This is a genomic window from Actinomycetota bacterium (genome assembly GCA_035697485.1).
GTDB lineage: Bacteria > Actinomycetota > UBA4738 > UBA4738 > HRBIN12 > JAOUEA01.
In genome coordinates, this window is the sequence record DASSCU010000033.1 from 72,122 (window position 1) to 96,962 (window position 24,841).

Below are 24,841 nucleotides of genomic sequence, written 5' to 3' on the forward strand. Positions count from 1 at the left end.
TCAGGAGGTTCCCAGGGCGTTCGGCGGCAGCGCCACCGGGGGTGCAGCCGGGATCGCGAGGCGCTGGATCGCATACCGCGCGATCTCCTGGAACAAGGGCGCCGCCGCCAGGCCGCCGTAGACGGTGCGGGGCTCGTCGATCGAGACTGCGATCACCACGCGGGGGTCGGCGGCAGGCAGGAACCCGGCGAACGAGGCGTGATAGCGCTGCACGTAGTGGCCGTAGACATCGAGCTTGCGCGACGTGCCGGTCTTGCCCGCCACCTGGTACCCGGGGATCTGCGCGTTCACACCCGTCCCCTCCTCGACGGCGGACGCGAGCATGCCCGTCAGCAGCTGCGCCGTGTCGGGGCGGATGATCCGGTGGGTCCGCCTCGCGTCGGCTTCGCGGAACGAGCCGTCGGGTGCCTCGAAGCCGCGCACGAGCGTCGGCTGCATCCAGCGCCCGCCGTTCGCGATCGTGGCGTAGACGTTGGCCATCTGCAGCGGGGTCACAGAGATGCCCTGGCCGTAGGAGACCGTCGCGCGGATCACCTCGTCCCAGCTTCCGCCGGGCAGCAGCACGCCGGACGCTTCGCCCGGGAACCCGACTCCGGTGGGACTCCCGTATCCGAACTTCTCCATGAAGGAGCCGAGCGTGACGCTCCCCACCTGCTCGGCGATCAGCGCGGCGCCGATGTTGCTCGACTCCGTGATGATGTCCCCGATCGTCATCGACTCCACCGGGTGCTCATGGGAATCACGGATCGTGAACGGGCCGACCTTCATCGATGCGGGGACGCGGAAACGCTCCTCGAGGGAGACCGCACCGGTCTCGAGCGCCGCTGCCGCCGTGATGATCTTGTTGACCGAGCCCGGCTCGAACGCGTCGGTCACCGCGCGGTTGCGCATCGCGTCGACCGGCGCCTCGCTGTACTCGTTGGGGTCGAACCAGGGGTAGGTGGCCATCGCCAGCACCTCGCCCGTGGCAGGGTCCATCACGACCGCCGTCCCGCCCAGCGCCCCATTGGCCTTCACCGCGCGTTCGAGCGCGGCCTGCACCATGTACTGCATCTGCCGGTCGATCGTCGTGTGCATCGTCGAGCCAGGCACCGGCTCGACCAGCGTGTCGAGCCCGCTCGAGATGGGCAACCCGTCGGCCGACATCTCGGCGGTGCGCTCACCAGGGATGCCCGCGAGCACGTCGTCGAAGGCGCTCTCGAGGCCCGCTGCACCGTCCCCGTCGACGTTCACGAACCCCAACACCTGCGCCGCGAGTGCCCCGGCCGGGTAGTAGCGCTTCGGCACCTCGAGGAAACCGATGCCGGGCAGGGCGAGCGCCTCGAGCTCCTCCGCGACCTCCAGATCGACCTGCCGGTCGATGAAGGCGAACGTGCCGTCGCTCTCGAGCGCTGTCCGCACCTCACGTTCGGGCAGGTCGAGCACTTGGGCGATCGTCTCGGCTTCGGCGCGGGCATCGACGACGTAGCGAGGGTCCACGTACACGTCGCGGGCCTCCCGGGTGACGGCGAGCGGCACGCCCGAGCGATCGACGATCTCCCCGCGGCGAGCGGGCAATGTGATCGTCCGCACGCGCTGTTGCAGACCCAGCGCCTCGAGCTCGGGGTTGTCGCGGACCTGCAGGAAGGCGAGCCGGACGACGATGCCCCCGAAGGCGAGCATCATCAGGGTCAGCATCGCGACGAGCCTCGTCACCGGGGGTCGCGTCATGCGCCGGTCCCCGAACGATCACCGTTCGAGGCTTCCGTTCGCCGCGGCTCCCCCGGCACCCGGAGGATCACCGACTCCCCGGGGCCCGGCACGACCATGCCCACGACGTCGGCCCATTCCGCGATGCGCGACGGCGACGAGAGGCGAGCCACCTCGACGTCGAGATCCTCGTGCCGTTCCTCGAGGGCTCGCACCCGCTGCTCGATCGCCTGGGTGCGGTAGGTCGTGTTCACGACCATCGCGTTCAGCCCGACGACGAGGAAGACGAGCGCCGAGACGACGATCGCCGCGAGGAACCAGAAGGCGGGGGTGGACCCGCGGCGCGCTCGACGCTGGGGAGGGGTGGAGGGTGTCGAGCGCGCCGCGGGTCGCGGCACGGGACGCGCCCCGCGAGCGGGCGGCCGGGGAGCGGGGAGGTTCCGTGCGGGAACGCTCACGCGGCCACCTCGGCTCGCTCGGCGGCGCGGAGGATCGCGCTGCGCGCGCGCGGGTTCCGAGCGACCTCGTCCTCGGATGGGCGCAGCGGCTTCTTCGTCAGCAGCGTGAGGCGTTCGTCGTCGCGGAACGTCGTCTTGACGACGCGGTCCTCCAGCGAGTGGTACGCGATCACGACCACGCGGCCCCCGGGAGCGAGGAGCCCGACCGCCTGAGGCAGGGAGGCGGCGAGCCCCTCGATCTCCCGGTTGACCGCGATGCGGAGCGCCTGGAACGTGCGACGCGCGGGGTGGGGGCCCCCCGGTCGTCGTCCCACAGCGCCCACGATGACGCCGGCGAGCTGATCGGTGGAGGTGATCGGTCGGCGCCGGACGATCGCCCGCGCGATGCGGCGCGAACGTCGTTCGCCGCCGAGTTCGTAGATCAGGTCGGCGAGCTCGCGTTCCGGCAACGAGTTCACGAGATCGGCGGCCGTGGGCTCGTCGTCGTCGGCACCCGCCATGCGCATGTCGAGCGGGCCGTCGTCGCGATAGCTGAAACCGCGATCCGCCCGGTCGAGCTGCATCGACGAGACGCCGAGGTCGTAGAGCACGCCGTCGACCGGCCCCCCGGTGAGCTCGTCGTCCACCTCGTCGAAGGTCGTTCTGACCGATCGGAAGCGATCGCCGAAGACGGCGAGCCGCTCGTCGGCGAGGGCCAGCGCGCGCGCGTCGCGATCGATCCCGATCACCCGCTCGGCGCCGGCCCGGAGCAGCGCCTCGGTGTGTCCTCCCGCTCCGAGCGTCATGTCCACGACCGTCCCGGCTCGGGGTGACTCGTCGACGAGGAAGCGGACCACCTCTGTGACCATGACCGGCTCGTGCGGCCCGCTCGCTCCCGTCGCACCCCGCTCCCCCACGTCAACCCAGTTGCCCGGCGAGGATGCCGATACCGATCGACGCGATGAGCGTGAGCGCCGTCATGCCGATCAGGGACAAGCTCTGTCGTACCTCCGCGCCGAGCTTGGTCGGCTCCGTACGCCGTGGACCGGGGGCCATCGTTGCCATGTGCGCCCTACCTCCTGGGATCGAGCGCACCGGTCTGGTACGCGTCGGCGAATCCTGCGGTGTAGCTCTCGTACGTCTCGCGATCCCAGACCTCCATCCGGTCCCGCACGCCGAGCACAACGACGTCCTTGTCGATGCCGACGGCCTCCCGCAGGCGTTGCGGGATCGTGACCCGCCCCTGCCCGTCGAGCTTCGCCTCTTCGGAGGAGCCGAAGAACATGCGTGAGTACGCGCGGCCGTCGGTGTCGGAAAGAGGAGAGGACGCGACCTCGTCGGAGCGCCGCTGCCACTCGGCCCTGGGGAAGACGTAGAGGCACCGATCCTGCCCCACGGTGATCCAGCAGCCGTCGACGAACGCGGCCCGGAACTTCGCCGGGAGCGAGACCCTGCCCTTCGGGTCGAGCTGGTAGCTGTGCGTGCCGAGCAGTTCGGCCACGCCTCCTCCCCTTTCCTCCACTGAGCCCCACGTTTATGCCACTATCACTCCACCTCGTCAACGTGAACATGTGTTCGGGTGGAAGGCATGCGACGGCAGGTCGCGGGTGGATCGGGGTGCGGCGCGCTCGGCGTGCGGCCGGGGCTAGATCAGGAAGTCTTCCCAGCCAGGCTCGAGATGGCCGAGCGTGAGGTGGAACCCGTCCCGCGGCGCGAACGGCTGGCGGGCGAGGTGAAAGCCGGCCTCGGCGGGCGTGCGGTCTTCCTTCTTCGCGTTGCACCTGCGGCAGGCCGCGACCACGTTCTCCCACACGTGCATCCCGCCCCGCGAGCGCGGCAGCACGTGGTCGAGGTTCTCGGCCGACCCGCCGCAGTACTGGCACTTCCACTCGTCGCGCGCGAACACCGCACGACGCGTGAGGGGCGCATGCGGGCGGTAGGGCACGCGAACGTAACGACGCAGGCGCACGACCGAGGGGGCCTCGATCACCAGGCGCTCGGAGTGGAAGATCATGCCGTTGGAGAGCACGACCTCAGCCTTCTCCTTCAGGACGAGCACCACGGCACGACGCGCTGGCACCACCGCCAGCGGCAGGTCGGTCGCATTGAGGACGAGCGCACGTCCCATGCAGGGCAGTCTACGGTGGCCTCGGCGGACTCGGGGGCTCGACGCGACGAATCACATCTGTGTAATCTGTACCCCTGCGACGGCCGGGTCGAGCGCGATGCCTGGAGTTGCGAATAGGGGCCGCGCGGGGCGTCCGCGAGCATCGGCCCGGTCGTCGCACACCTCGCTGGCCCCGATCGCGGGCCGCCCCCGCGGGTGCGTGTTGCGGGAATCTGCCCGCATCCCCCCCGGGCACCCATGGCGGCGGGCCTTCACGGATCGGCCTTCTGCTCCATGTGGCGTACGATGACCGGGTTGCCTCGGGGTACAGCGAGCCGGTCGGAGGTGCGGGTGGAGGTCGAGGAGCGTTCCCAGGACTGGACGCGGTTCGCGGCCCGGTTCCACGAGATCGAGTCGAACGTCGAACGGGTGGTGCGCGGCAAGCACCCCGAGATCCGGCTCGCTCTCGTCGCGCTGATCGCAGAGGGGCACCTGCTGATCGAGGACGTCCCAGGTGTCGGCAAGACGATGCTTGCGAAGTCGATCGCTCGATCGATCGACTGCTCGTTCCGCCGCATCCAGTTCACCCCCGACCTGCTGCCCACCGACGTGACCGGCGTGAACGTCTTCAACCAGGAACAGCGCGACTTCGAGTTCAAGCCGGGCGCGATCTTCGCCAACATCGTGCTGGGCGACGAGATCAACCGGGCCTCGCCGAAGACCCAGTCGGCACTGCTGGAGTGCATGGAGGAGCGCCAGGTCACGGTCGACACCGAGACCCACCCGCTGGGAACGCCGTTCATGGTGATCGCGACGCAGAACCCGATCGAGCACGAAGGCACCTACCCGCTCCCCGAGGCGCAGCTCGACCGCTTCATGCTCCGCCTGTCGATCGGGTACCCGAGCAGCGAGATCGAGACCGAGATCCTCGGCAGCCATACGGCCGGCGCGCAGCCGCTCGAGGAGATCGGGCCGGTGAGCGACGCCCCGGGGGTCGCGGAGATGATCGAGCAGGCACGCCTGGTGCACGTCGCGCCGGCCTTGCGTCGCTACATCGTCGACCTCGTCGAGGCGACCCGGCGCCACGGCGACGTCTATCTGGGCGCGAGCCCGCGCGCGTCCCTCATGATCCTGCGTGCGGCCCGCGCGTACGCGGCTGCCGATGAGCGCGACTTCGTGATCCCCGACGACGTGAAGGCGCTGACCCTGCCGGCGCTCGGACACCGCATCATCGTCACGGCCGACGCCGTCATGACCGGGCGCTCGACCGAGGTCGTCCTGCAGGAGATCCTCGACGAGGTGCCGGTACCGGTCGCGGAGAACCCCTGATGCCATCGGGCCGGGGACTCGTCGTCTTCGGCGTCGGCCTCGCGATGTGGGTCGCGGCCCGTCTCGTGGGATCGGCAGGGATGGAGGTCGTCGCGATCGGCCTCATCGCCCTGCCGTTCCTGGCTGGGGCGTTCGTGCGGTGGGGTCGCACGAAGCTGCGCATCCGCCGTCGGTTGTCCGACGTTCGCGTGCCGCCGGGCACGCGCATCACCGTGCGGCTCGACGTCGAGAACGGATCGCCGGCGCCCTCGCCGGTGCTCTTGGTCGAGGACCGCCTGCCGGCCGCGCTCGGGCGTCCTTCGCGTCTCGTGGTGTCGGGCCTGCCGGGGAAGGGATCGCAGGGCGTGGCCTACACGGTGCTGCCGCAGACCCGAGGGCGATACCGGCTGGGACCACTCACGGTCGACGTGTCCGACCCGTTCGCCCTGACGCGCCAGCACCTGGAGTTCGACGAGCTCGACGAGCTCCTCGTCACGCCGGAGATCGAGGACCTGTTCGCCGCCCCCGACTCGGGGCTCGGGCCGAACTGGGGAGCCACGAGGGCCCGGCAGCTCTTCCGGACCGGCGAGGAGTACTACACGATGCGCCAGTACCAGCTCGGTGACGATCTGAGGCGCATCCACTGGCCGTCGGTCGCCCGCACCGGCGACCTCATGATCCGCCAGGACGAGTCGTCCAGGCGCGCGAGCGGGCTGGTGTTCCTGGACAACCGGGGGCACGCGCTCGGGCAGTCCCATTCCCCCGCGTTCGAGCGCGCCGTCTCGGTCGCCGCCACGCTCGGCGTCCTGTTGGCGCAGCGAGGCTTCGCGCTGCGCCTCGGCACTACCGAGGCGCAGCCGGCCACCGTGAGCGAGGAGCGATTCCTCGACGCGCTCTCGAGCATCAGCCACGCCTCGGCCCGCTCGGTCGGCCCGTCACTCGCGCACCTGCGCACGGGAGCGTCGGCCGACACCTCGCTCGTCTATGTGGCAGCACCGCCGGCGCCCGGCGAGCTGTCGTCGCTGATCCGAGCCGGCGCGGGCTACGGTCCGAAGCTCGTCGTGCTCGTGCATCCCGTGGATCCACAGACCCTGCCCCCCGGACGAGCCGCCCAGCTGGAAGGGAGGGCGACCCAGGCCAACTTGGCGTTCGCCCGGGCCGGCTGGGACTGCATCGTGTTGACTCCCTCGACCCCGTTGAAGGAACGATGGCACGCACCCAGGGAACGTCCGCTCGCACGCAGCGTCTGATCGCCGGCGTCGCGACCGTGCTCGTCGCGGCCGCGTCGGCGATCGCGCTGGGCCGCGTCTTCCAGGCCAACGGTCCGACGCTTCGGCTGTTGGCCGCCGGGGTGGCTTCGGCCCTGATCGCGGCGGCGCTCGAGCGCCGGAGCCTGGTGCTCGCGACGATCGCGAGCGCCGCGGGGCTCGCCGTCACGATCGGGCTGCTGGTGTTCCCCGAGACCACCTGGTTCGGGCTCCCGACGCTCGAGACCCTCAGGGCGTCGCTCGACGCTGCGGCCCGGGTGGGTGAGCAAGCACGGGTACAGGTGGCCCCCGCACCGCCGCTCGCGCCGCTCATGCTCGCCGGCATCGCCGGTGTCTGGGCCGCGGTCTTCGCCGCACACTCGCTCGCGTTCCGTGCCGGCAGCCCGTTGCTCGCCCTGCTCCCGCCGATCGCGCTCGTTGGCTTCGCCGACTCGGTGCTGGAGGACGTGGTCCGCCCGATCTTCGGCCTGCTCTTCCTCGTCGCGGCCACCGCGCTGTTGTTCGCTGACGGTCTCCGCCGGGTGCAGGGGTGGGGTCCGGTGTGGACGAGCCCCGGCCGGGTCTCGAGGCTCGACGTCGCGGCCGGGCGCGGGGCGAGACGCGTCGCGGCCGCCGCGGTGATGGTCGCCGCGATCGTCCCCGTCGTGCTCCCGGGCTTCGGCTCTCGAGGCGTGATCGACCTCTCCGCCACCGACGACGACCGTGTGCGCATCGACCCGCTGGTGTCGGTGCAGGAGAGCCTGCAGCGCGACGAGATCCTCTCCGTGTTCGACGTCGAGGCCGACGTCGGGCGGTACTGGCGGATGGTCGCCCTGCCGAACTTCGATGGCCACGCCTGGAGCCCCGATCCTGCCCCCGCCACCCTCGAGATCAGGCCCGGGGCGACGCTCGCCACGAGCACTCCGGTCGCGGCGCCGGGCGAGACGACCGAGGTCACGTTCACGACGACCGGCGAGCTCACCCTGCCGTGGCTGCCGCTCCCCTATCCCCCCCGCTCGACCGACGCGCAGCTCGACGGCATGCGATGGGACCCCGTGGGCGGCTCGGTCCTGATCGAGGGTGATGTCGGCGCGGGCACGACGTACGCGGCGGTCGCCGACGTGGTGCAGCCCACGCCTGAGGAGCTGCGTGAGGACCCCTTCCTGCCGACCGGCGAGACGATCCGGTACACCCTGCGGCCGGAGGACCTGCCGCCCGAGATCGCCGAGACGGCCGTCGCGTGGACCCGAGGCGCCTCATCCCCGTACGACCAGATCATCGCGATCCAGGATCGCTTCACCGGAGGAGACTTCGAATACGACGACACCGTGCCCGGCTCCACGAGCGACCGGGCGATGGTGGACTTCCTCCTGGAGGACCGGGTGGGCTTCTGCCAGCAGTTCGCGACCACGATGGGGGCGATGCTCCGCACGCTGGGAATCCCGACCCGGCTCGCCATGGGCTTCACGCCGGGAGAAGCCAAGGGATCCTCGGGCAGGTTCTCGGTGACCACCGAGAACGCGCACGTGTGGGTCGAGGTGCTCTTCCCGTCGTTCGGGTGGGTGCCGTTCGAACCGACTCCCGACCGTCAGAACGTGGAGGCCTATCCTTACCTCGACCCCGAGACCGCGTCCTCGTGCCCCGAAGGATCGCCCTGTGAGCCCGACGGCCCGGGGGGTGGCGGCGTAGGGGGAGGGTCGGAGAGCGCTGCGACCTCGACGAACGTGCGGGAGGGCGTGCCGCCTGGCCTGCTCGACACTCGTGGTTCCCCCCGAGGTGGTCCGACGACCCCATTCGGCGCCGCGAACGTCGCCCCCGATCCGGGTCCCTTCACCGCCCGGAACGCCGTCCTCGCCGGATTCGTCGCCGCCGCTGTGGCGATGGCGCTCGTCCCCCCGGTGCGAGCGTGGCGTCGTCGTCGGCGGCTACGGCGCGCAGGGCCGGGGCCGCGCGGCCTGATCCTCGCGACCTACGACGTGTTCACCGAGCGGGCCGCCGAACTCGGGTACGCGAGGGCGCCCGGGCAGACGATCGAGGAGTACCGGCGGGCCGTCGCGGGCGCAGGCCGGCTGGGCGGCGACGATCTCGACCGGCTGACGGACCTCGCGACGCGCGCGGCGTACGCGGGCGACGAGTTCGACCGCGACGACGCGGAGACCGTGCGGCTCGCCTCCGAATCGGTCGTGCGGGCGCTGCGGCGCGATGCCGGCTGGGCGCAGCGGCTGGTGGGCCCGTACCGGCGCCGGTGAGGGCTGAGCGCGCGCCTAGGAGGTGCCCGTGACGGTCTGCGCCGCAGCCTCTCGTAGCGCCCGCACGAACCTCTCGCGATCCTCGCGGAACTGTCGGACGTCGGTCTCGACCCCGCTCGCGATGTCGTCGATCGCCACGAAGAACGCCATCTGGCCGTCGCGGAGCGCGTCCATCACCTCGCCGTCACGGCGACAGATCTTGAAGATGCTCTGGCCGTCGGTGACGAGCTTCACCTCGGACAGGTGCTTGTCCATGCCGGCCTTCCGGTTGAGGAACTCCCAGGAGCGCCGCACGCGCTGGAGCGACATGCCGCCGTCGAGGAGCGACTTCACGACCCGGAGCGCGACGAGGTCTCGGAAGGCGTAGAGGCGCGGCACCCCCGGCCGGCCGCCGGTGCCTTGGACGGATGGTTGCACCAACCCGATCTGATCCCAGTACCTGAGCTGGCGGGGCGTGCAGCCGGTGAACTTGCAGGCCTGGTGGGTGGTGAATCCCTCCATCCGGTTGCGCGCCCCCTCGGTCTCGAGCTCCGTCGTCCACCTTCAGCACGGATCGCCGAACACGGTTGGCGGACCGACCGACGACTCGCACCCGGGGGAAGGGACCCCGTTGTACAACAGTGCGCGGAAGGGCGGCAAGCCGCGAGGTCACGACGGTCGTGGACACGCCGCTCCGACGAGGAGCTACACGTCGTCTGTCGGCGCAGGCGGACGGAACCGGGCCGCGAGCCGGCCGATGATGCCCGTGAAGGACCCGCCGTCGGACTGCATCGCGCGGATCTGGTCGCGTCCCAACTGCCCGAGGTATCGGTAGATCAACAGCGCGGACCCGATCATCGTGACGAACCCGACCGCAGCGATCCACGGGCTCACGACGAACAGGAGCAGCAACACGCAGCCGATCACGAACGCGACGGCAGCGAGCCGGATGCGGCGGGCGAGATGCGTGTACAGATCGGTGCGCCCGACCTGCTCGACCAGCTTCGGGTCGTCCTCGGCCAGCCGTCGCTCGATCTCGTCGAGGATGCGTTGCTCGTGTTCGCTCAGGGGCATGCGGTTCCTCCGGCGATCTCGCTCGGCGGACGTTGGGGGTAGCCCTCCGGACCCCTCGATTATAAGGAGCCTTCCCGACCTTGGAACCCACGCGTTCGGATCAGGGGGCGCGACGCGAACGATCCAACAAGGCGGCGGGCATCGCCGCGCCGCGTCCGAACCGATCCTCGATGCGGTCCACGGCCCGCTCCACGTCGCCCCACCGCTCCCCGCGGAGCAGGGCGAGCTGCTCGGCGCCCGCGGGCACGAGTCCGCTCGCCTGCACCCCCAGCAGGCGCACACGCCGGCGTTCGCCCGGCAGGGCGCGGTAGAGCTCGGTGACGGTGTGGTAGAGGTCGGCGCCCACGTCGGTGGGATCAGCCAACGTCTTCGACCGCGTGAGGGTGGTGAAGGTCGCCAGCCGCACCTTCATCGTCACGGTTCGGGCCCGGTACCCGTCGGCCCGCAGCCGCGACGCCACCTTGCCCGAGAGGGCCAGGAGCTCGCGCAGGAGGGTCTCGTCGTCGTCGAGGTCGTGCTCGAACGTCTCCTCGTGGCCGACCGACTTCGGCGCCTCGTAGGGCACCACGTGACGGTCGTCGACGCCGTGGGAGAGCTGCGACAGATGCCGAGCGTGCTGCTCCCCGAGCAGACGCGAGAGGATCGGCTCGGGGGTCGCGGCGAGGTCGCCGATCGTGCGCACGGCCAGACGCGAGAGCACCTCGCCGGTCTTCTCCCCTACGCCCCACAGCCGGCCGACCGGGAGCGGTTCGAGGAACGCGAGCACGCCGTCCGCCGGCACCACGAGGATGCCGTTGGGCTTGCAGTGGTCGGAGGCGAGCTTGGCGACGAACTTCGTCGGCGCGACCCCGACCGAGCACGTGACCCCGACCTCGCGCTCGACCTCGGCCCGGATGCGCGCGGCGATCGCCCCCGGCTCGCCGAACAGCATCGTGGCCCCGCCGACGTCGAGGAACGCCTCGTCGAGGGAGATCGGCTCGACGTACGGCGTGTGGGCGAGCAGCACCTCGCGGAACCGGTTCGAGTGCGTCTGGTAGGCCGGGAAGTCGGGCGGCAGGAACACGCCGTCGGGGCAGAGCCGGCGGGCCCGCACCGTGGGCATCGCCGATCGCACGCCGTACTCCCGGGCCTCGTACGATGCCGAGCTCACGACGCCGCGGCCGCCGACCCCGCCGACGACCACCGGCTTGCCCGCGAGCGACGGATCCTTCAGCACCTCGACCGAGGCGTAGAACGCGTCGAGGTCGACGTGCAGGATCGGTTCGGGCGGGCGCTCCCCGGGCAGGGCGTGGCCCCGTGGTCTGCCGGTCATGTGAGCATCATCCCGCGGAGCCGGGGCTCGCGTGCCAGAGCGCGCGCGGCCCGCCGCCGGCGGGGGTCGCGCTCGCCGGACCACGCACCTCGCCGCGCACGGCCTCGCGCAGGCGCCCCTCTGCGCGCGCGCGGTGCAACGCCGACAGGTCCCAGACCTCCTCGGCGACCACGCTCACGCCGCCGACCCCGGTGCGGCGGAGCTCACCCGCGACCGCGAGCGCGTACCCGTGGAAGACGGTCGACGCGACCTTCGGCTGCACCGATTCGAACACCGTCACCTCCACCGGCCCCGTGGCGTCGTCGAGCGTGAGGAAGATGATGCGCTGGCCGCTGCGGATCGCCGGGGTCTGCGAGGCGACCTTCACGCCGGCGACGATCACCTTCGAGCCGCCGCGCATGGCACGCAGGTCCTTCGAGCGAGTGACCCCGAGGTCGGCGAGCAGTGGTCCGTAGAAGCTCACGATGTGCCGGGTGGCGTCGAGCCCGAGCACCTCGAGCTCGGCCCGCACCACCTCGGCGTCGGAGTAGTCCTTGAACCGGTGCCCCTCGGCCGGGTCCGCGCCAATCGTGAGCGTGAGCTGATCGCCCTCGCGCTCGGTCTCGGCAGTCATCGCCACGTAGAGGTGGCGACGGCGAGCCGGTGCGAGCGCGTCGAACGCACCGGCGTGCGCGAGCGCCTCGGTCACCGGACGACTCACGGTGGTGCGCCGCATGAAGTCGCCCACGTCGCGGAACGCCCGGTCGGCGCGTGCCATCAGGATCGAGCGGATCTCGGCGTCACTGATGCCGTGCACGTCCTGGAACCCGAGCCTGATGCCCCACCGTTGTGGTGCGACGGCCGCCGATGATCCCTCCATGAGCCCACCAGATCCCCCGACGGCGACCTCCTCCACCACGTACTCGGGCTCGCTGCGGTTCACGTCGAGCGCCAGGATCGGGATGTCGTGGCGACGGGCGTCATCGAGGATCGTTCGGCGCGGGTACATACCGGGGTCGTGGGTCAACAGGCCCGCGTACATGTGCGCCGGGTGATGCGCCTTCAGCCAGGCGCTCTGATAGGTCGGCACCGCGAACGCGGCCGCGTGGGCCTTGCAGAAGCCGAAGCTCGCGAACTGCGTCACCGCGCGCCAGACCTCGGCGGCCGCGTCGCGGTCGACGCCACGGGCGACCGCGCGCTCGATGAAGTCGACCTCGAAGCCCGGCAGCATGTCGTCGCGGTCGAGGTGTCGTCGGATGTGGTCGGCGTAGGTCTCGGTGTAACCGGCGAGCGCCGCGAGCGCACGGATCACCTGCTCGTGGAAGACGATCACCCCGTAGGTCTCCTGCAGCGGTCCGCGCAGCCCGGGATGGATGTACGTCGGACGCTCGAACGCCGAGCGCCGTCGCAGGTAGGGCGTGATCATGTCGGACTTCACCGGCCCGGGCCGGAACAGCGAGATGTCGACGATCAGGTCCTCCCAGCGGTCGGGCTGGAGCTTCTGCAGCAGCTCGCGCTGGCCGGGCGACTCGATCTGGAAGCACCCGAGCGTGTCGGAGGCGCGGACGAGCTCGAACGTGGCCGGATCGTCGAGCGCGATGCGGTCGAGGTCGACCTTCTCCCCGGTCGTGCGCGCGATCTCGTCGAGCGCGTGGCGCATCGAGCTCAGCATCCGTACGCCGAGGATGTCGAGCTTCAGGTAGCCGAGCAGCTCGACGTCGTCCTTGTCGGCTTGGATCATGCGGTGGCCGTTCGCGCTGCGCTCGAGCGGCACGCGTTCCACGAGGTCGTGCGACGCGAGCACGATGCCGCACGGGTGCAGCGCGATGTGCCGCGGGAACCCTCCGATCCTCTCGGCGACGCCGATCAGACGTTCCATCTGCTCGAAGCGGAGGTTGATGCTCGCCAGCTCCGGCAGGCGGTCGATCGCCTCGCGCAGGTGTCGCGCCGAGATGTGCGGGAACGACTTCGCGACGACGCCGACCTCGACGTCGGGCAGGCCGAGCGCCTTGCCCACCTCCCGGATCGCCGATCGCGCGCGGTAGGTGTCGACCATCGCGACGCAGCCGGCACGCTCTTCCCCGTGGCGGCTGAGGATCATGTCGTAGACGTCCTCGCGCCTGGCGGATTCCACGTCGACGTCGATGTCGGGCAGGTCCTTGCGCATCGGGTTCATGAACCGCTCGAACGAGAGGTCGTGACGGAGCGCGTCGACGTCGGAGATGCCGGTCAGGTAGCACACCAGCGATCCGGCGGCCGACCCCCGGCAGGCAGCCATGATGCCCATCGCCTTCACGTCGCCGACGATGTCGGCCACGGTGAGGAAGTATGCCGCGAACCCCATGCGCCGGATCATCGAGAGCTCGTGATGCAGCCGGTCGCGCAAGCGCTCGTCCTCACGCATCGCACGCTCGTGCACCCCGCGCCAGCACCGCTCGGCGAGCACGGCGTCGGCGCTGCGACCCTGCGGAGTCGGGAAGTCGGGGAAGTGGATGCGTCCGAGCCCCAGGTCGAACCGGCACATGTCGGCGACCTCGAGCGTCGCGTCGCACAGGTCGGGCCGCTCGGTGAAGAGAGCGCGCATCTCGGCGGCGGGCTTCAGCCAGCCCTCGGCGTTGCGCCGGGTCACGTTCGTCTCGGCGAGCGGCACGAGCCGCCGCATGCACTCGAGTACGTCGGCCACGAACGCATCGCCGGGCTCGAGGTAACGCACCGGGTTCGTCGCGACGACGCCGACGCCCGCCCGCTCGGCGAGGCGCAGCATCGCCCGGATCTCGTCGCTCGAGCCACGCTCGAGCCGGTGCTCGACGCCGACGAACAGCCGCTCGCGTCCGAACGCCTCCCGGAACGGGTCGAGCAGCCGAGCACCGAGGTCGACGCGGCCCAGAGCGGCCGCCCGCCCCGGGTGCGACCGGGGCCCCACGATCGCGATGAGCCCACCGGCGTGCGCGCAGATCTGCACCGGATCGACCCACGGGTCGCCGCGCTCGCCGAGCATGTGGGCGTCGGTGATCAGCCTGCACAGGTTCGCGTAGCCGGTGTCGTCGGTCGCGAGCAGCACCACGTGCGCGTCACCCGGTGGAGGCGCGCTCGCGCGCACGGTGATCGACGCTCCGATGATCGGCCGCACTCCCTCGGTCTCACACGCCCGCACGAACCGCGCGGCGCCGTAGAGCCCGTCGCGGTCGGTCATCGCGATCGCCGTCATCCCGAGCGCCGCGGCGGCCCGCACCTGCTGTTCCGGCGTGAACGCGCCTTCCTTCAGGGAGAAGCACGACCGTACGTCGAGGTGGACGAAGGGAGCCGTCATGTCGTCACTCGCGTTCGATCCCGACTTCCGCCGGGAAGTCCTCGAGACCGTTCCTCAGCCGGGGACGGTCACCGGCTGCGGGTCGCGCGCTACTGTTCAGCGCTGCCAGACCGACGGGTCGTGGGCGAAATGCACACGCACGGGGTCGAGCAGCCGCAAGCGGTCGACCGAGCTCGCATACGCGTCGGGATCCGGCGACCCCGATCGGCCCGACGCCTCGGGACCTTCGGCTCCCTGCCACTCGTCGCGTGACTGCACAGCCTGACCGGCGAGGACGATGGCGCCGTCGGGCCCGTCGACGATCAGCGACTGGTGCCCCGCTGTATGCCCCGGCGTCGGGACCAGTCGTAGACCGGGGGCGACCTCGGTCTCGCCGTCGAGCAGCTCGTAGGCGAGCCCCGGCACGTCGACCCACTCGGGAACCGTGTAGTCGGGCTCGTGGACCATCGCCCACTCGGAGCGTTGCACGAAGATCGGTACACCGTGCAGCCGGGCGTTCTGTCCGCAGTGATCGAAGTGCAGATGACAGTTGGCCGCGCCGGTCACGTCGCCGAGCGAGATGCCGACCTGCTCGAGGACATCCTCGACCGGACGGACGCGCGGTGAGAACGTCGCGTCGACCTCGGCGTTGCCGAAGCCGGCCCCGTTGTCGAACAAGAAGATCCCGTCGGGATGCTCGACCGCGTGCCCGTACGACGGCCACCACTCGACCCCGAGGGTCGCCTGTTCCTCCTCGAGAAGCCGCAGTTCGGAGACCAGGAAAGGGATGACGCGCACGGCTCCAAACTAGTCCCACAAGCGCTCCATGTGCCAGCGGTCCTTGGCTCGGTCGAAGTAGAGATCCCAGACAGCGCCGCCGCGCGCCTCGACCCGCCAGTACTCGCGATCGCGGCCGTCGGACCACCACCGGCCCTCGATCTTCCATCGCCCGATCACGTCGGCGACCTCGTAGCGCCGGCCCCGCCACTCGAACGCGCTCGGCATGCCGGTGTCACGCTCGACCCTGATCTCCTCGTCGAATCGCTTCGTCACCGTGACGGGCCTCACAGACTCTGAATCGAACATACGTTCGAGCGGAGGATGAATGTACGCCCGGTCTCCGACATCGTCAAGACGCAGTTCGGACGGCGACGGCCCGTATCATGCTGGCCATGGCCACCGTGGCGGATCCGAACGAGCAGCTCGGCCCCGTCGCTCCGATGACGCCGACCGAGGAGCACATCGAGCTCGTCGAGCACTACTCGGCCCACAACTACCACCCCCTGCCGATCGTCGTCGCGGAGGCCGAGGGCGCGTGGGTCACCGACGTCGAGGGCAAGCGTTACCTCGACATGCTGGCGGCGTACTCCGCCCTCAACTTCGGCCATCGCCACCCCGCGCTGATCGCCGCCGCGCACTCCCAGCTCGACCAGCTGACCCTGACCAGCCGAGCGTTCTACAACGACAAGATGGGGCCCTTCTGTCAGGGCCTGGCCGAGCTCTGCGGCATGGAGATGGTCCTGCCGATGAACTCCGGCGCGGAGGCCGTCGAGACCGCGGTGAAGACCGCCCGCCGGTGGGGCTACGACGTGAAGGGCGTGCCGGAGGACCGCGCCAAGGTCGTCACCTGCTCCGGCAACTTCCATGGCCGCACGATCACGATCGTGAGCTTCTCGACCGACCCCAGCGCGAAGGGTGGATTCGGGCCGTTCACCCCCGGGTTCGAGACCGTTGCCTACGGCGACGCCGCGGCGCTCGAGACCGCGCTCGCCGACCCCGAGGTCGTCGCCTTCCTCGTCGAGCCGATCCAGGGCGAGGCGGGGGTGATCGTGCCTCCCGAGGGGTACCTGCGGCGCGCCCGCGAGCTCTGCGACGAGCATCGGGTGCTGCTGATCGCCGACGAGGTGCAGTCCGGCCTCGGTCGCACCGGCCGCACGTTCGCGTGCGAGCACGAGGACGTGCGGCCCGACGTCTACGTGCTGGGCAAGGCGCTCGGCGGCGGCATCGTGCCGATCTCGGCGGTCGTGTCGGACCGCGACGTGCTCGGCGTCTTCCGCCCCGGCGAGCACGGCTCGACGTTCGGGGGAAACCCGCTCGCCTGCGCGATCGGCCTCGAGGTGCTGCGCCTGCTGAGCACCGGCGAGTACCAGCAGCGCGCGGCCGTGTTGGGCGCCCGGCTGATCGAGCGCCTCCGGGAGGGATCGCCGCCCGGCGTCGTCGCGGAGGTGCGGGGCAAGGGGCTCTGGGTCGGCATCGAGCTGATCCCCGACGGATCGCCCGCCCGCGAGATGTGTGAGCGGCTGCTCGACATGGGCGTGTTGGCCAAGGACACCCACGAGACCACCGTGCGGCTCGCTCCCCCGCTCTGCGTGACCGAGGAGGACCTGGACTGGGCGGCGGAGCGGATCCTTACGGCCCTGGCCGAGCGGCTCGACTGATCGGCGACGGTCCCGGCCCGGCAGCGGAACCCCTCGCGCCCGGCACGGTCGTCACGCTCCGCGAGACCTGGCAGGGGCGGCCCACCTCCGTACGGGCGGTGCGCGTGGTCGAGGACGCCCCGCTTCGCCATCGCGCATTCTACCTGGCGCCGGGCTCCCGCTTCCTGCGCGATCCCCGCGATCCGGGCGAGGTGCGCTTCCTCGATGACGACTGGCGTCTCGAGGCGAGGCAGCGCGACCGTCCGGTCTTGTCGTTCGCGTTCCCCGAGACGGCCTACGCCGTGCTGCTGTCCTGGAGCACCGACTGGGTGTTCGAGGGGTACTACGTGAACATCCAGTCGCCGCTTCGCGACCATGACGGGGCACTCGAGTACACGGACTGGTTCCTCGACGTGCGGATCCCGCCGAGCCGCGACACCTACGGCTGGAAGGACGAGCACGAGCTCGCCGAGGCGGTCGAGCGGGGCCTCATCACCGACGCCGACGCCCACGGTGTGCGCTGGGCCGGGGAACGCGCGGTCGAACACGTCCTGCTCCACGAACCTCCGTTCGACCTCGACTGGGCGACATGGCGCCCCGACCCTTCCTGGGGGCCCCTGGATCTGCCCGACGACGCCACCTGACGCGTTCGACCGCATCCCACACCCTCGGGAGGGGCGGGCGTAGGATGCCGCCGTCCGTTCAGTCGAGAAGGGGGATCCATCATGGACAACTCGGGTGGCTTCACCACCCCGCCCCCGCCTCCGCCACCGCCCAGTGGCGAGGGAGGCGCAGGAGGGCCCGGCCTCCCGCCGCGCGGGATCGGGGAGATCCTGAGCACGGCGTTCGAGATCTACAAGGCGAACGCTTCGAGCCTGTTGATGATCGTCGCGATCGTCGTGGTCCCGCTCACGTTCATCAGTGCCTTCCTCGGGGGGGTCGTCTTCGCCCCTGAGACCACCACCGAGGTGGTCTTCGGTCAGGAGATCGAGGTGACCAGCCAGTCGGCGGGTGCCGCCCTGCTCGTCGGGGCGATCGCCGCCGTGATCGGCGTGATCATCTCCGCGGTGCTGCAGGCGGCGATCATGCGAGGTGCGGCACAGGGAAGCATCGGCGACCCCGTCGACATCGACGCGTCGTACAAGTGGGGCTTCGCTCGGTTCGGCAGCGTGCTGCTCATCTCGATCCTCGTCGGCCTGGCCGTGCTCGGCGGCCTGCTGCTGTTCGTGATCCCGGGGATCTTCCTCGCGGTGATGTTCGCCGTCGCGATCCCGGCGCTCGTCGTGGAGAACCGGCGCGGCACCGAGGCCATGGGCCGTTCCTGGAACCTGGTCAAGGGTCACTTCTGGCATGCGTTCGGGCTGATCGTGCTGACCTTCATCATCACCGCCGTCGTTGCGGGCATCATCGGCGCGATCGGAACCGCGATCAGCGACAACTGGTTCGTGTCGTGGATCTTCAGCTCCCTGGCGCAGATCATCGTGGCGCCCTTCTCGGCGCTGATCAGCGTGTTGCTCTACCTCGACCTGCGGGCCAGGACCGAATCGCTCAGCGCCGACGGGCTGCGTGTCGAGCTGAACCGCTCCGTCTGAGATCGTCCCGACCGGTCCGTCTCGAGGGCGCCCCTTGTGGGCGCCCTCGGCGCGTTCGGGGCCACTCGGTTGTCGGCCGCGCCCCCACCGGCGAAGGTATCGCCATGACGGCCCCGCCCGACCTCTCCGCGCTCCGATCACGCTTCCCCGCGCTCGCGCGGACCCACGACGGACGCGTCGTCGTCTTCGCCGACGCGCCCGGCGGATCCCAGGTGCCCGACAGCGTGATCGAGGCCGTCGACCGCCACTACCGGGGCGGCATCTCGAACATGGACGGGGTGTTCGCGGCGAGCGAGGAGCTCGAGGAGGCCGTGGCCGCCGCGAGACGCGCCGGCGCCGATCTCGTCGGCGCCGAGCCTCGCCAAGTCGTGTTCGGCGCCAACTCGACGTCTTTGCTGTTCCACCTGTCGCGGTCGTTCGCCCGCACGATCGGACCCGGCGACGAGGTCGTCGTCACCCGGCTCGACCACGACGCGAACGTGCGCCCGTGGGTGCTGGCAGCTCGTGACGCCGGTGCGACCGTGCGATGGGTCGACGTCCGGCCCGACGATGCCACCCTCGACCTCGGCGCGTTCGACGAGGCGCTGGAGCGGGCGCCCCGGCTCGTGGCGTTCACGCTCGCGTCGAACGCGGTCGGCACCGTCACCCCAGCGGTCGATCTCGTGACCCGCGCCAAGGCCGCCGGTGCGCTCGTCGCCGTCGACGGCGTGCACCTGGCGCAGCACCGCTCGATCGACCTCGCCGCTCTCGGGGCCGACATCCTCACCGTCTCGCCCTACAAGGTCTTCGGCCCGCACATGGGCATGGTTGCGGCCACGCCTGCCGTGCTCGACGGCTGGGACCCCTACCGCGTGCGTCCGGCCGAGCACTACGCATCGCCCGAGCGATGGGAGACCGGCACCCAGAACCACGAGGCCATGGCCGGGTTCGTCGCCACGGTCGAGTACGTGGCCGGCATCGGCGCCACGTACGGCCGCCCCGGCGACGGGTCCCGACGCGCCGCTGTGGTCGCGGCGTTCGACGCGATCGGGGCGCACGAGCGCGTGCTCGCGCGACGGTTCCTGGACGGCATCGCCGCGATCGACGGGGTGCGTCTGTTCGGTGTCCGCGAGGTGGAGCGGCTCGACGAGCGTACGCCCACGTTTGCCGTCCGCGTCGGCGACCGGCACCCACGGAAGACGGCGAAAGCCCTCGCCGAGCGCGGCATCTACGCGTGGGACGGGCACTACTACGCGATCGAGCTCTACGACCGGTTGGGCCTGCTCGACACCGGTGGGGCGGTGCGCATCGGCTTCTGCCACTACCACTCGGCCGACGAGATCGATCGCGTGCTCGAGGCGCTCGCCGAGCTCGCCTGAGCGACGCCCGAGGAGGCCGACGCCGGGGCTGACCTGCGACGATCATGCGTCGGGGTCGTCGGCACGTATCGGCTCGGGGGTGCCGGGTTGGTACGATCGGGCGACTTCCGGCGCGATCCCCCTTCGAAAGGAACGACATGCGCATCCTGATCCTGGGCGGTGACGGTTACCTGGGGTGGCCGACCGCGATGCGGTTCTCGAACCGCGGCCACGAGGTGCACCTGGTCGACAACTACCTGCGGCGCACCGCGCATCAAGAGGCGGGGTCAGAGTCCCTCACGCCGATCGCCGCAGGTCTGCCCGAGCGCGTGGCCGCGTGGAACGACGTCACCGGCAACGAGATCGGCCATACCGAGGGCGACCTCACCGAGTGGGACGTGACCGAGGGGTTGTTCCGCGACTTCCGGCCCGAGGCGGTCGTGCACTACGGCGAGATGCCGAGTGCCCCGTACTCGATGAAGGACCGTGAGCACGCGGTGTTCACGCAGACCAACAACGTCGTCAACACGCTGAACGTGATCTACGCGATGCGCGACCTCACGCCGGACGCCCACCTCGTGAAGCTCGGCACGATGGGCGAGTACGGCACGCCGAACATCGACATCGAGGAAGGCTTCATCGAGATCCGTCACAACGGCCGCGAGGACTACCTGCCGTTCCCGAAGGTGCCCGGCTCGATGTATCACCTGTCGAAGGTCCACGACTCGCACAACATCCACTTCGCGTGCCGGGTGTGGGGCCTTCGGGCCACCGACCTGAACCAAGGGGTCGTCTACGGCATCCACACCGACGAGACGCGCTTGGACGACCGGCTGCTGACCCGGTTCGACTACGACGACGTCTTCGGCACCGCCCTGAACCGTTTCTGCCTGCAGGCGGTGATCGGCCACCCGCTCACCGTCTACGGCAAAGGCGGCCAGACGCGCGGCTACCTGAACATCGTCGACACGCTGCAGTGCATCGAACTCGCCGTCGAGCACCCCGCTGAGCGTGGCGAGATGCGCGTGTTCAACCAGTTCACCGAGTCGTTCTCGATCCTCGAGCTCGCCCAGCTCGTGCAGAAAGCCGGGGCCGAGATCGGCATCGACGTCGCGGTCGAGTCGATCGACAACCCGAGGTTCGAGCTCGAGGAGCACTACTACAACCCCACCCACACCAAGCTGCTCGACCTCGGCCTGAAGCCGCACCTGCTCTCGGAGACGCTGATCGAGTCGGTCTTCGCCGAGGTCGAGCGCCATCGCGGACGCGTGATCGTCGACCACATCATGCCCCGCGACCGATGGGCTGCCGGACCCATCGAGGCCGAGCCCGCGGCGCCGGCCGACACCACCGCCTCGTAGCCCATGTGGGCCCTGCGGCTGCTCGCCGGCGTGGCCGCGGCCGCGTTCTTCCTGGCGGCGCTGCGCTCATATCAGCGACGGAACATCAGCCGGCTCAGCCTGTTCACGGCGTTCATCGCCTCGACCGCCGTGATCGTGCTGGCGGCCTTCCCGAACCTGTTCGACCCCGTCTTCGACACCCTCAACTTCCAAGCGGGCAACAACCGGAGGCTCGTGGCGCTGCTGCTCGGCGCGGTGGTCGTGCTCTTCCTGCTGCTGTTCCGCCTGCAAGGTCACTCCGACCGCAGCGAGCGCGCGATCCGACAGCTCGTGGAGTCGCTCACCGTCGAGCGGTTCGACTGGGACGAAGCCGAGCGTCGCGTGCCGTCGGGGCCCAAGGTCGTCACGATCTCCCCGGCGTTCAACGAGGCCGAGAACGTCGGCGTGGTGATCGACGCGATGCCGAAAGAGGTCGCGGGCTACCACGTGGTGCCGATCGTGATCGACGACCACTCCGAAGACGGCACCGCCGACGCCGCCCGGGTGGCCGGGGCCTTCGCGGCGACCTTGCCGATCCGGCGCGGAGGCGGGATGGCGCTGCGCGTCGGTTACGAGATCGCGCTGCGGCTCGGCGCCGACATCGTCGTCTCGCTCGACGCCGACGGGCAGCACCTGCCCGAGGAGATCCCCGCGTTGATCGCTCCGATCGTCGAGGACCGCGCCGACCACGTGAACGGGTCCCGCATGCTGGGCGACTTCGAACGAGGGCCCCTGATCCGCCACGCGGGCGTGCACTTCTTCTCCTGGCTCGTGACGATCCTCACCGGTCAACGGATCACCGACATCTCGAGCGGGTACCGCGCGACGCGCGCCGAGACCCTGCGCAAGCTGATCCTCGTGCAGGATCAGTTCTGGAGCTCGGAGATCACGATCGAGGCCCTGCGGCAACGTGCCCGCATCGTGGAGGTACCGGTCACGTTCCTCACACGACGCGGCGGCGAGTCGAAGAAGCCGAAGAGCATGCGGTACGCCTGGCACTTCTCGAAGGCGATCGGCAAGACCTGGCTCAGGTGAGCCCGGCCCCCGCGAGCCGGTCCCGCGCGAGGCACCACGGCACCACCGCGGCGGGGAGCGTGATGCCGACGACGTAGACGACCTTGGCCCACCCCTCGTCGAACCCGCCGGCGACACCGACGAGGGTCGCCCCGGCGAGCACGGCGACCGCCGGGCGGAGCGGACGCCATGTTCGGCGCCCCCGCGTGGCACGAAGCAGGCCGGAGGCCGCGATGAGCGTGCCGACGGTCGCGACGACGATGCCGGTCAGGTGCAGCATCCCGTGCCAGGACGTCGGTGTCCCTGGCGCGTCGGTGGGGAACGCGAGGAGCGCGTCGCCGCCTGCGGTGATCAGGTACCCCGTGACCGCGACCGTCGAGACGGCGGCCGGACGCAGGCCGCCGAGCGCGAACACCGCGTAGCACCCGCCGAGCCACAGGAACGCCGCGATCATCGGAACGCCGGCGAGACCACCGAGCGCCAAGCTGCTCGGCCAGCTCAGCCACCCGCCGTCCTCGATCACAGCCTGGCGCGTGCCGGCGAGCACGAACGCCATGATCAGGAAGCCGACGGGCCCCGCCGCGCCGGCCCACAGCGCGACGCGATTCGGTTCTGGACGGTCGCTCACGAGCGAGCGGCGTGCGCGACCGCGATCTCCGCCGCCACGCGCGCGTTGTCTTCGAGCAGCGCGAGGTTCGCCTCGAGGCTCCGCCCGCCGGTGAGCTCGGCCAACGTCGAGAGCTGGAACGGTGTGCGCGCCTTCCCGAACGCCGCCTGCTCGTCGGCGAGGCGCTCGGCCTCCGCGGCCGCTCGTGCCACGTCCTGGGCGTCCATCGCGACCCAGGACGGCACCGGGTTGCACACCAGCACGGTGGAGGCGGTGTCCAGGGCGAGCGAGGCGCCGAGCACGGCGGCGGCCTCGCCGGGGGCGTCGACGCGGTGCTCGAGGTCGACCGGCGCCTCCCTCGCCAGGAAGTGCGGCAGCCGATCCACCCCGTACCCCACGATCGACACGCCGAGCTCTTCGAGCTTCTCGGCCGTGGCGACCGGGTCGATGATGGACTTCGGCCCGGAGCAGACGAGCATCCCCGGCGTGCGCGCGAGCTCGAGCAGATCGGCACTGACGTCGGGCGACTTGCCCGGATGCACGCCACCGATGCCTCCGGTCGCGCCGAGGGCCACGCCCGCCTTCGCCCCCGCCCAGATCGTGGCGCTCACCGTCGTCGCCCCGAGCGCCCCAGTCGCCACGGCGGCCGGAAGGTCGCGCCGCGCCACCTTGGTGGCGGCTCCCGACTCGTAGAAGCGGGCGAGTTCGTCGGGTGAAAGGCCGACGATCAGGCACCCGTCGACGACGCCGATCCAGGCGGGCACGCTGCCCGCGGCTCGGATCGCGGCGCTCATGCGCCGCACGCACTCGTCGTTGCGCGGGGCGGGAAGGCCCTGACCGATCACGCTGGTCTCGAGCGCGACGACGCCGACCCCCCGGGTCAGCGCGTCGCGGACCTCGTCGGCCACCTCGAAGCGATCAGTCACGGGGAGCCCCCGGTTGGGGCCACGCTTGCTCGCTCGCCGCGACGAGGGCGCCGGCGTGGCAGGCGCGGGCGAGTGCGTCCTCGGGTGCGGCACCTCGCACGAGCATCGCGAGCAGCACCCCGTCGAAAGCATCACCCGCTCCCGTGGGGTCGATCTCGTCGATCACTTCGGCGGGAGCGACGAGCACGCGTCCGTCGGCGCAGAGGACGGCCCCCCGGCGATCCATCTTCACCGCCGCGAGCCGGTAGCGTTCGCCGAGCGCCGCCGCGGCGCCGGCGCCGCCACGGCCCGTGAGCACCTCGACTTCTCGCTCGTTCGCGAGTACCGCGTCGGCCACCGAGGTCTCCCCGAAGAAGCGATCGGCCCCGAAGGCTTCGAGGAGTGGCCACGACGCGGTCTCCACCGCGATCAGGTCGGCCCGTGCCCTGGTCAGGGCCTCGACGGCCGCATCGTGGCCGGCCTCCTGCAGCAGGAGGTAGCCCGAGACCAGCACGGCGCCGGCCTCGATCGCTGGGGGGAGGTCCTCGGGCGCGAGCCGGGCGTTCGCGCCTCGGTCCGCGACCATGGACCGTTCCCCCGGCTCGTGGACGACGAGCATCGTGCCCGTCGGCGTGCGCGCGTCGACCGTGAGCGCTGCGTCGACCCCTCCTTCGACGAGCGCCCCGCGCACGGTCCTTCCCGGCAGGTCGTCGCCCACGCGACCCAGCACCTGCGTCGTCGCGCCCGCCCACGCCCCCCAGACCGCCGCGTTGGCCGAGGTGCCCCCCGGCTGCAGGAGCACGCGGCCGTGTACGTCGCCGCCGCGCTTCAACGCCTCCGCGTCGACCCGGATGTCGAGCATCACGTCGCCGACGCACACCAGGTCCACGGCGCACACCCTACCGGGGCGGCGATGTGGG

24 protein-coding genes are annotated in these 24,841 nt (G+C 70.9%); 9 read left to right on the forward strand and 15 right to left on the reverse strand.

Annotated features, from left to right (window positions below; translation table 11 throughout):
• The 6 genes from VFI59_10065 to VFI59_10090 all read right to left on the reverse strand — a co-directional run bounded on the left by VFI59_10065 (position 1) and on the right by VFI59_10090 (position 4,254).
• A complete protein-coding gene (locus tag VFI59_10065) occupies positions 1–1,677 on the reverse strand; it encodes a penicillin-binding protein 2 (GenBank protein HET6714041.1) in 1,677 nt (558 codons plus the stop codon).
• Between the two features lie 29 nt (positions 1,678–1,706).
• A complete protein-coding gene (locus VFI59_10070; protein HET6714042.1) occupies positions 1,707–2,147 on the reverse strand; it encodes a hypothetical protein in 441 nt (146 codons plus the stop codon).
• Complete coding sequence (gene rsmH, locus VFI59_10075) at positions 2,144–3,043, reverse strand: 16S rRNA (cytosine(1402)-N(4))-methyltransferase RsmH (GenBank protein ID HET6714043.1); 900 nt, start codon at positions 3,041–3,043, stop codon at positions 2,144–2,146. Before rsmH ends, VFI59_10070 begins: the two co-directional genes overlap by 4 nt.
• A gap of 1 nt (position 3,044) precedes the next feature.
• Entirely contained in the window at positions 3,045–3,191 is a 147-nt protein-coding gene (locus VFI59_10080) for a hypothetical protein (GenBank protein HET6714044.1), read from the reverse strand.
• Between the two features lie 7 nt (positions 3,192–3,198).
• Positions 3,199–3,618, reverse strand: coding sequence for a division/cell wall cluster transcriptional repressor MraZ (gene mraZ / locus VFI59_10085; GenBank protein HET6714045.1), 420 nt, complete (start codon positions 3,616–3,618; stop codon positions 3,199–3,201).
• 153 nt (positions 3,619–3,771) lie between these two features.
• Complete coding sequence (locus tag VFI59_10090; protein ID HET6714046.1) at positions 3,772–4,254, reverse strand: HNH endonuclease; 483 nt, start codon at positions 4,252–4,254, stop codon at positions 3,772–3,774.
• A gap of 387 nt (positions 4,255–4,641) precedes the next feature.
• On the opposite strand from VFI59_10090, the gene VFI59_10095 reads away from it, so the two are divergent.
• From VFI59_10095 to VFI59_10105, 3 genes are read left to right on the forward strand one after another with little or no spacing between them, the layout of a single operon-like run.
• Positions 4,642–5,562 carry an AAA family ATPase gene (locus tag VFI59_10095; GenBank protein HET6714047.1) on the forward strand — a complete coding sequence of 307 codons (921 nt, stop codon included), beginning with the start codon at positions 4,642–4,644 and terminating at the stop codon, positions 5,560–5,562.
• Positions 5,562–6,791 (forward strand): DUF58 domain-containing protein, encoded by a 1,230-nt coding sequence (locus VFI59_10100; GenBank protein ID HET6714048.1) that lies wholly within the window; start codon positions 5,562–5,564, stop codon positions 6,789–6,791. Before VFI59_10095 ends, VFI59_10100 begins: the two co-directional genes overlap by 1 nt.
• Positions 6,749–9,037, forward strand: a complete 2,289-nt coding sequence (locus VFI59_10105; protein ID HET6714049.1) for a transglutaminase domain-containing protein — start codon at positions 6,749–6,751, stop codon at positions 9,035–9,037. The genes VFI59_10100 and VFI59_10105 overlap by 43 nt, the downstream gene beginning before the upstream one ends.
• A gap of 15 nt (positions 9,038–9,052) precedes the next feature.
• On the opposite strand, the gene VFI59_10110 is transcribed toward VFI59_10105, so the two are convergent.
• The 6 genes from VFI59_10110 to VFI59_10135 all read right to left on the reverse strand — a co-directional run bounded on the left by VFI59_10110 (position 9,053) and on the right by VFI59_10135 (position 15,756).
• The gene (locus VFI59_10110) at positions 9,053–9,538 is read right to left on the reverse strand and encodes a MerR family transcriptional regulator (protein ID HET6714050.1); all 486 of its coding nucleotides are present in this window, start codon (positions 9,536–9,538) and stop codon (positions 9,053–9,055) included.
• A 183-nt stretch (positions 9,539–9,721) separates the two neighbouring features.
• Positions 9,722–10,090 (reverse strand): DUF3040 domain-containing protein, encoded by a 369-nt coding sequence (locus tag VFI59_10115; GenBank protein ID HET6714051.1) that lies wholly within the window; start codon positions 10,088–10,090, stop codon positions 9,722–9,724.
• Positions 10,091–10,190: 100 nt separating this feature from the next.
• Positions 10,191–11,402 (reverse strand): DNA polymerase IV, encoded by a 1,212-nt coding sequence (gene dinB / locus VFI59_10120; protein HET6714052.1) that lies wholly within the window; start codon positions 11,400–11,402, stop codon positions 10,191–10,193.
• Between the two features lie 7 nt (positions 11,403–11,409).
• The gene (locus tag VFI59_10125; protein HET6714053.1) at positions 11,410–14,691 is read right to left on the reverse strand and encodes a DNA polymerase III subunit alpha; all 3,282 of its coding nucleotides are present in this window, start codon (positions 14,689–14,691) and stop codon (positions 11,410–11,412) included.
• Between the two features lie 96 nt (positions 14,692–14,787).
• Positions 14,788–15,468, reverse strand: a complete 681-nt coding sequence (locus tag VFI59_10130; protein ID HET6714054.1) for an MBL fold metallo-hydrolase — start codon at positions 15,466–15,468, stop codon at positions 14,788–14,790.
• Between the two features lie 9 nt (positions 15,469–15,477).
• Entirely contained in the window at positions 15,478–15,756 is a 279-nt protein-coding gene (locus tag VFI59_10135; protein HET6714055.1) for a DUF6504 family protein, read from the reverse strand.
• Between the two features lie 134 nt (positions 15,757–15,890).
• Between VFI59_10135 and rocD the strand changes: the two genes are divergently transcribed.
• From rocD to VFI59_10165, 6 genes are all read left to right on the forward strand, one after another.
• Complete coding sequence (gene rocD, locus VFI59_10140; GenBank protein ID HET6714056.1) at positions 15,891–17,108, forward strand: ornithine--oxo-acid transaminase; 1,218 nt, start codon at positions 15,891–15,893, stop codon at positions 17,106–17,108.
• A gap of 104 nt (positions 17,109–17,212) precedes the next feature.
• The gene (locus VFI59_10145) at positions 17,213–17,731 is read left to right on the forward strand and encodes a DUF402 domain-containing protein (GenBank protein HET6714057.1); all 519 of its coding nucleotides are present in this window, start codon (positions 17,213–17,215) and stop codon (positions 17,729–17,731) included.
• A gap of 81 nt (positions 17,732–17,812) precedes the next feature.
• Positions 17,813–18,679: a hypothetical protein gene (locus VFI59_10150; GenBank protein HET6714058.1), complete on the forward strand. Its 867-nt coding sequence runs from the start codon at positions 17,813–17,815 to the stop codon at positions 18,677–18,679.
• 104 nt (positions 18,680–18,783) lie between these two features.
• On the forward strand, positions 18,784–20,037 hold the full coding sequence (locus tag VFI59_10155; GenBank protein ID HET6714059.1) for a cysteine desulfurase-like protein: 1,254 nt from the start codon (positions 18,784–18,786) through the stop codon (positions 20,035–20,037).
• A gap of 137 nt (positions 20,038–20,174) precedes the next feature.
• On the forward strand, positions 20,175–21,377 hold the full coding sequence (locus VFI59_10160; protein ID HET6714060.1) for an NAD-dependent epimerase/dehydratase family protein: 1,203 nt from the start codon (positions 20,175–20,177) through the stop codon (positions 21,375–21,377).
• Between the two features lie 3 nt (positions 21,378–21,380).
• Positions 21,381–22,430, forward strand: a complete 1,050-nt coding sequence (locus VFI59_10165; GenBank protein ID HET6714061.1) for a glycosyltransferase family 2 protein — start codon at positions 21,381–21,383, stop codon at positions 22,428–22,430.
• On the opposite strand, the gene VFI59_10170 is transcribed toward VFI59_10165, so the two are convergent.
• From VFI59_10170 to VFI59_10180, 3 genes are read right to left on the reverse strand one after another with little or no spacing between them, the layout of a single operon-like run.
• Positions 22,423–23,037, reverse strand: coding sequence for a hypothetical protein (locus tag VFI59_10170; GenBank protein ID HET6714062.1), 615 nt, complete (start codon positions 23,035–23,037; stop codon positions 22,423–22,425). The two genes, VFI59_10165 and VFI59_10170, sit on opposite strands and share 8 nt — an antisense overlap.
• Positions 23,034–23,942: a pseudouridine-5'-phosphate glycosidase gene (locus tag VFI59_10175; GenBank protein ID HET6714063.1), complete on the reverse strand. Its 909-nt coding sequence runs from the start codon at positions 23,940–23,942 to the stop codon at positions 23,034–23,036. Before VFI59_10175 ends, VFI59_10170 begins: the two co-directional genes overlap by 4 nt.
• Complete coding sequence (locus VFI59_10180) at positions 23,935–24,810, reverse strand: PfkB family carbohydrate kinase (protein HET6714064.1); 876 nt, start codon at positions 24,808–24,810, stop codon at positions 23,935–23,937. Before VFI59_10180 ends, VFI59_10175 begins: the two co-directional genes overlap by 8 nt.
• Between the last annotated feature and the right edge of the window lie 31 nt (positions 24,811–24,841).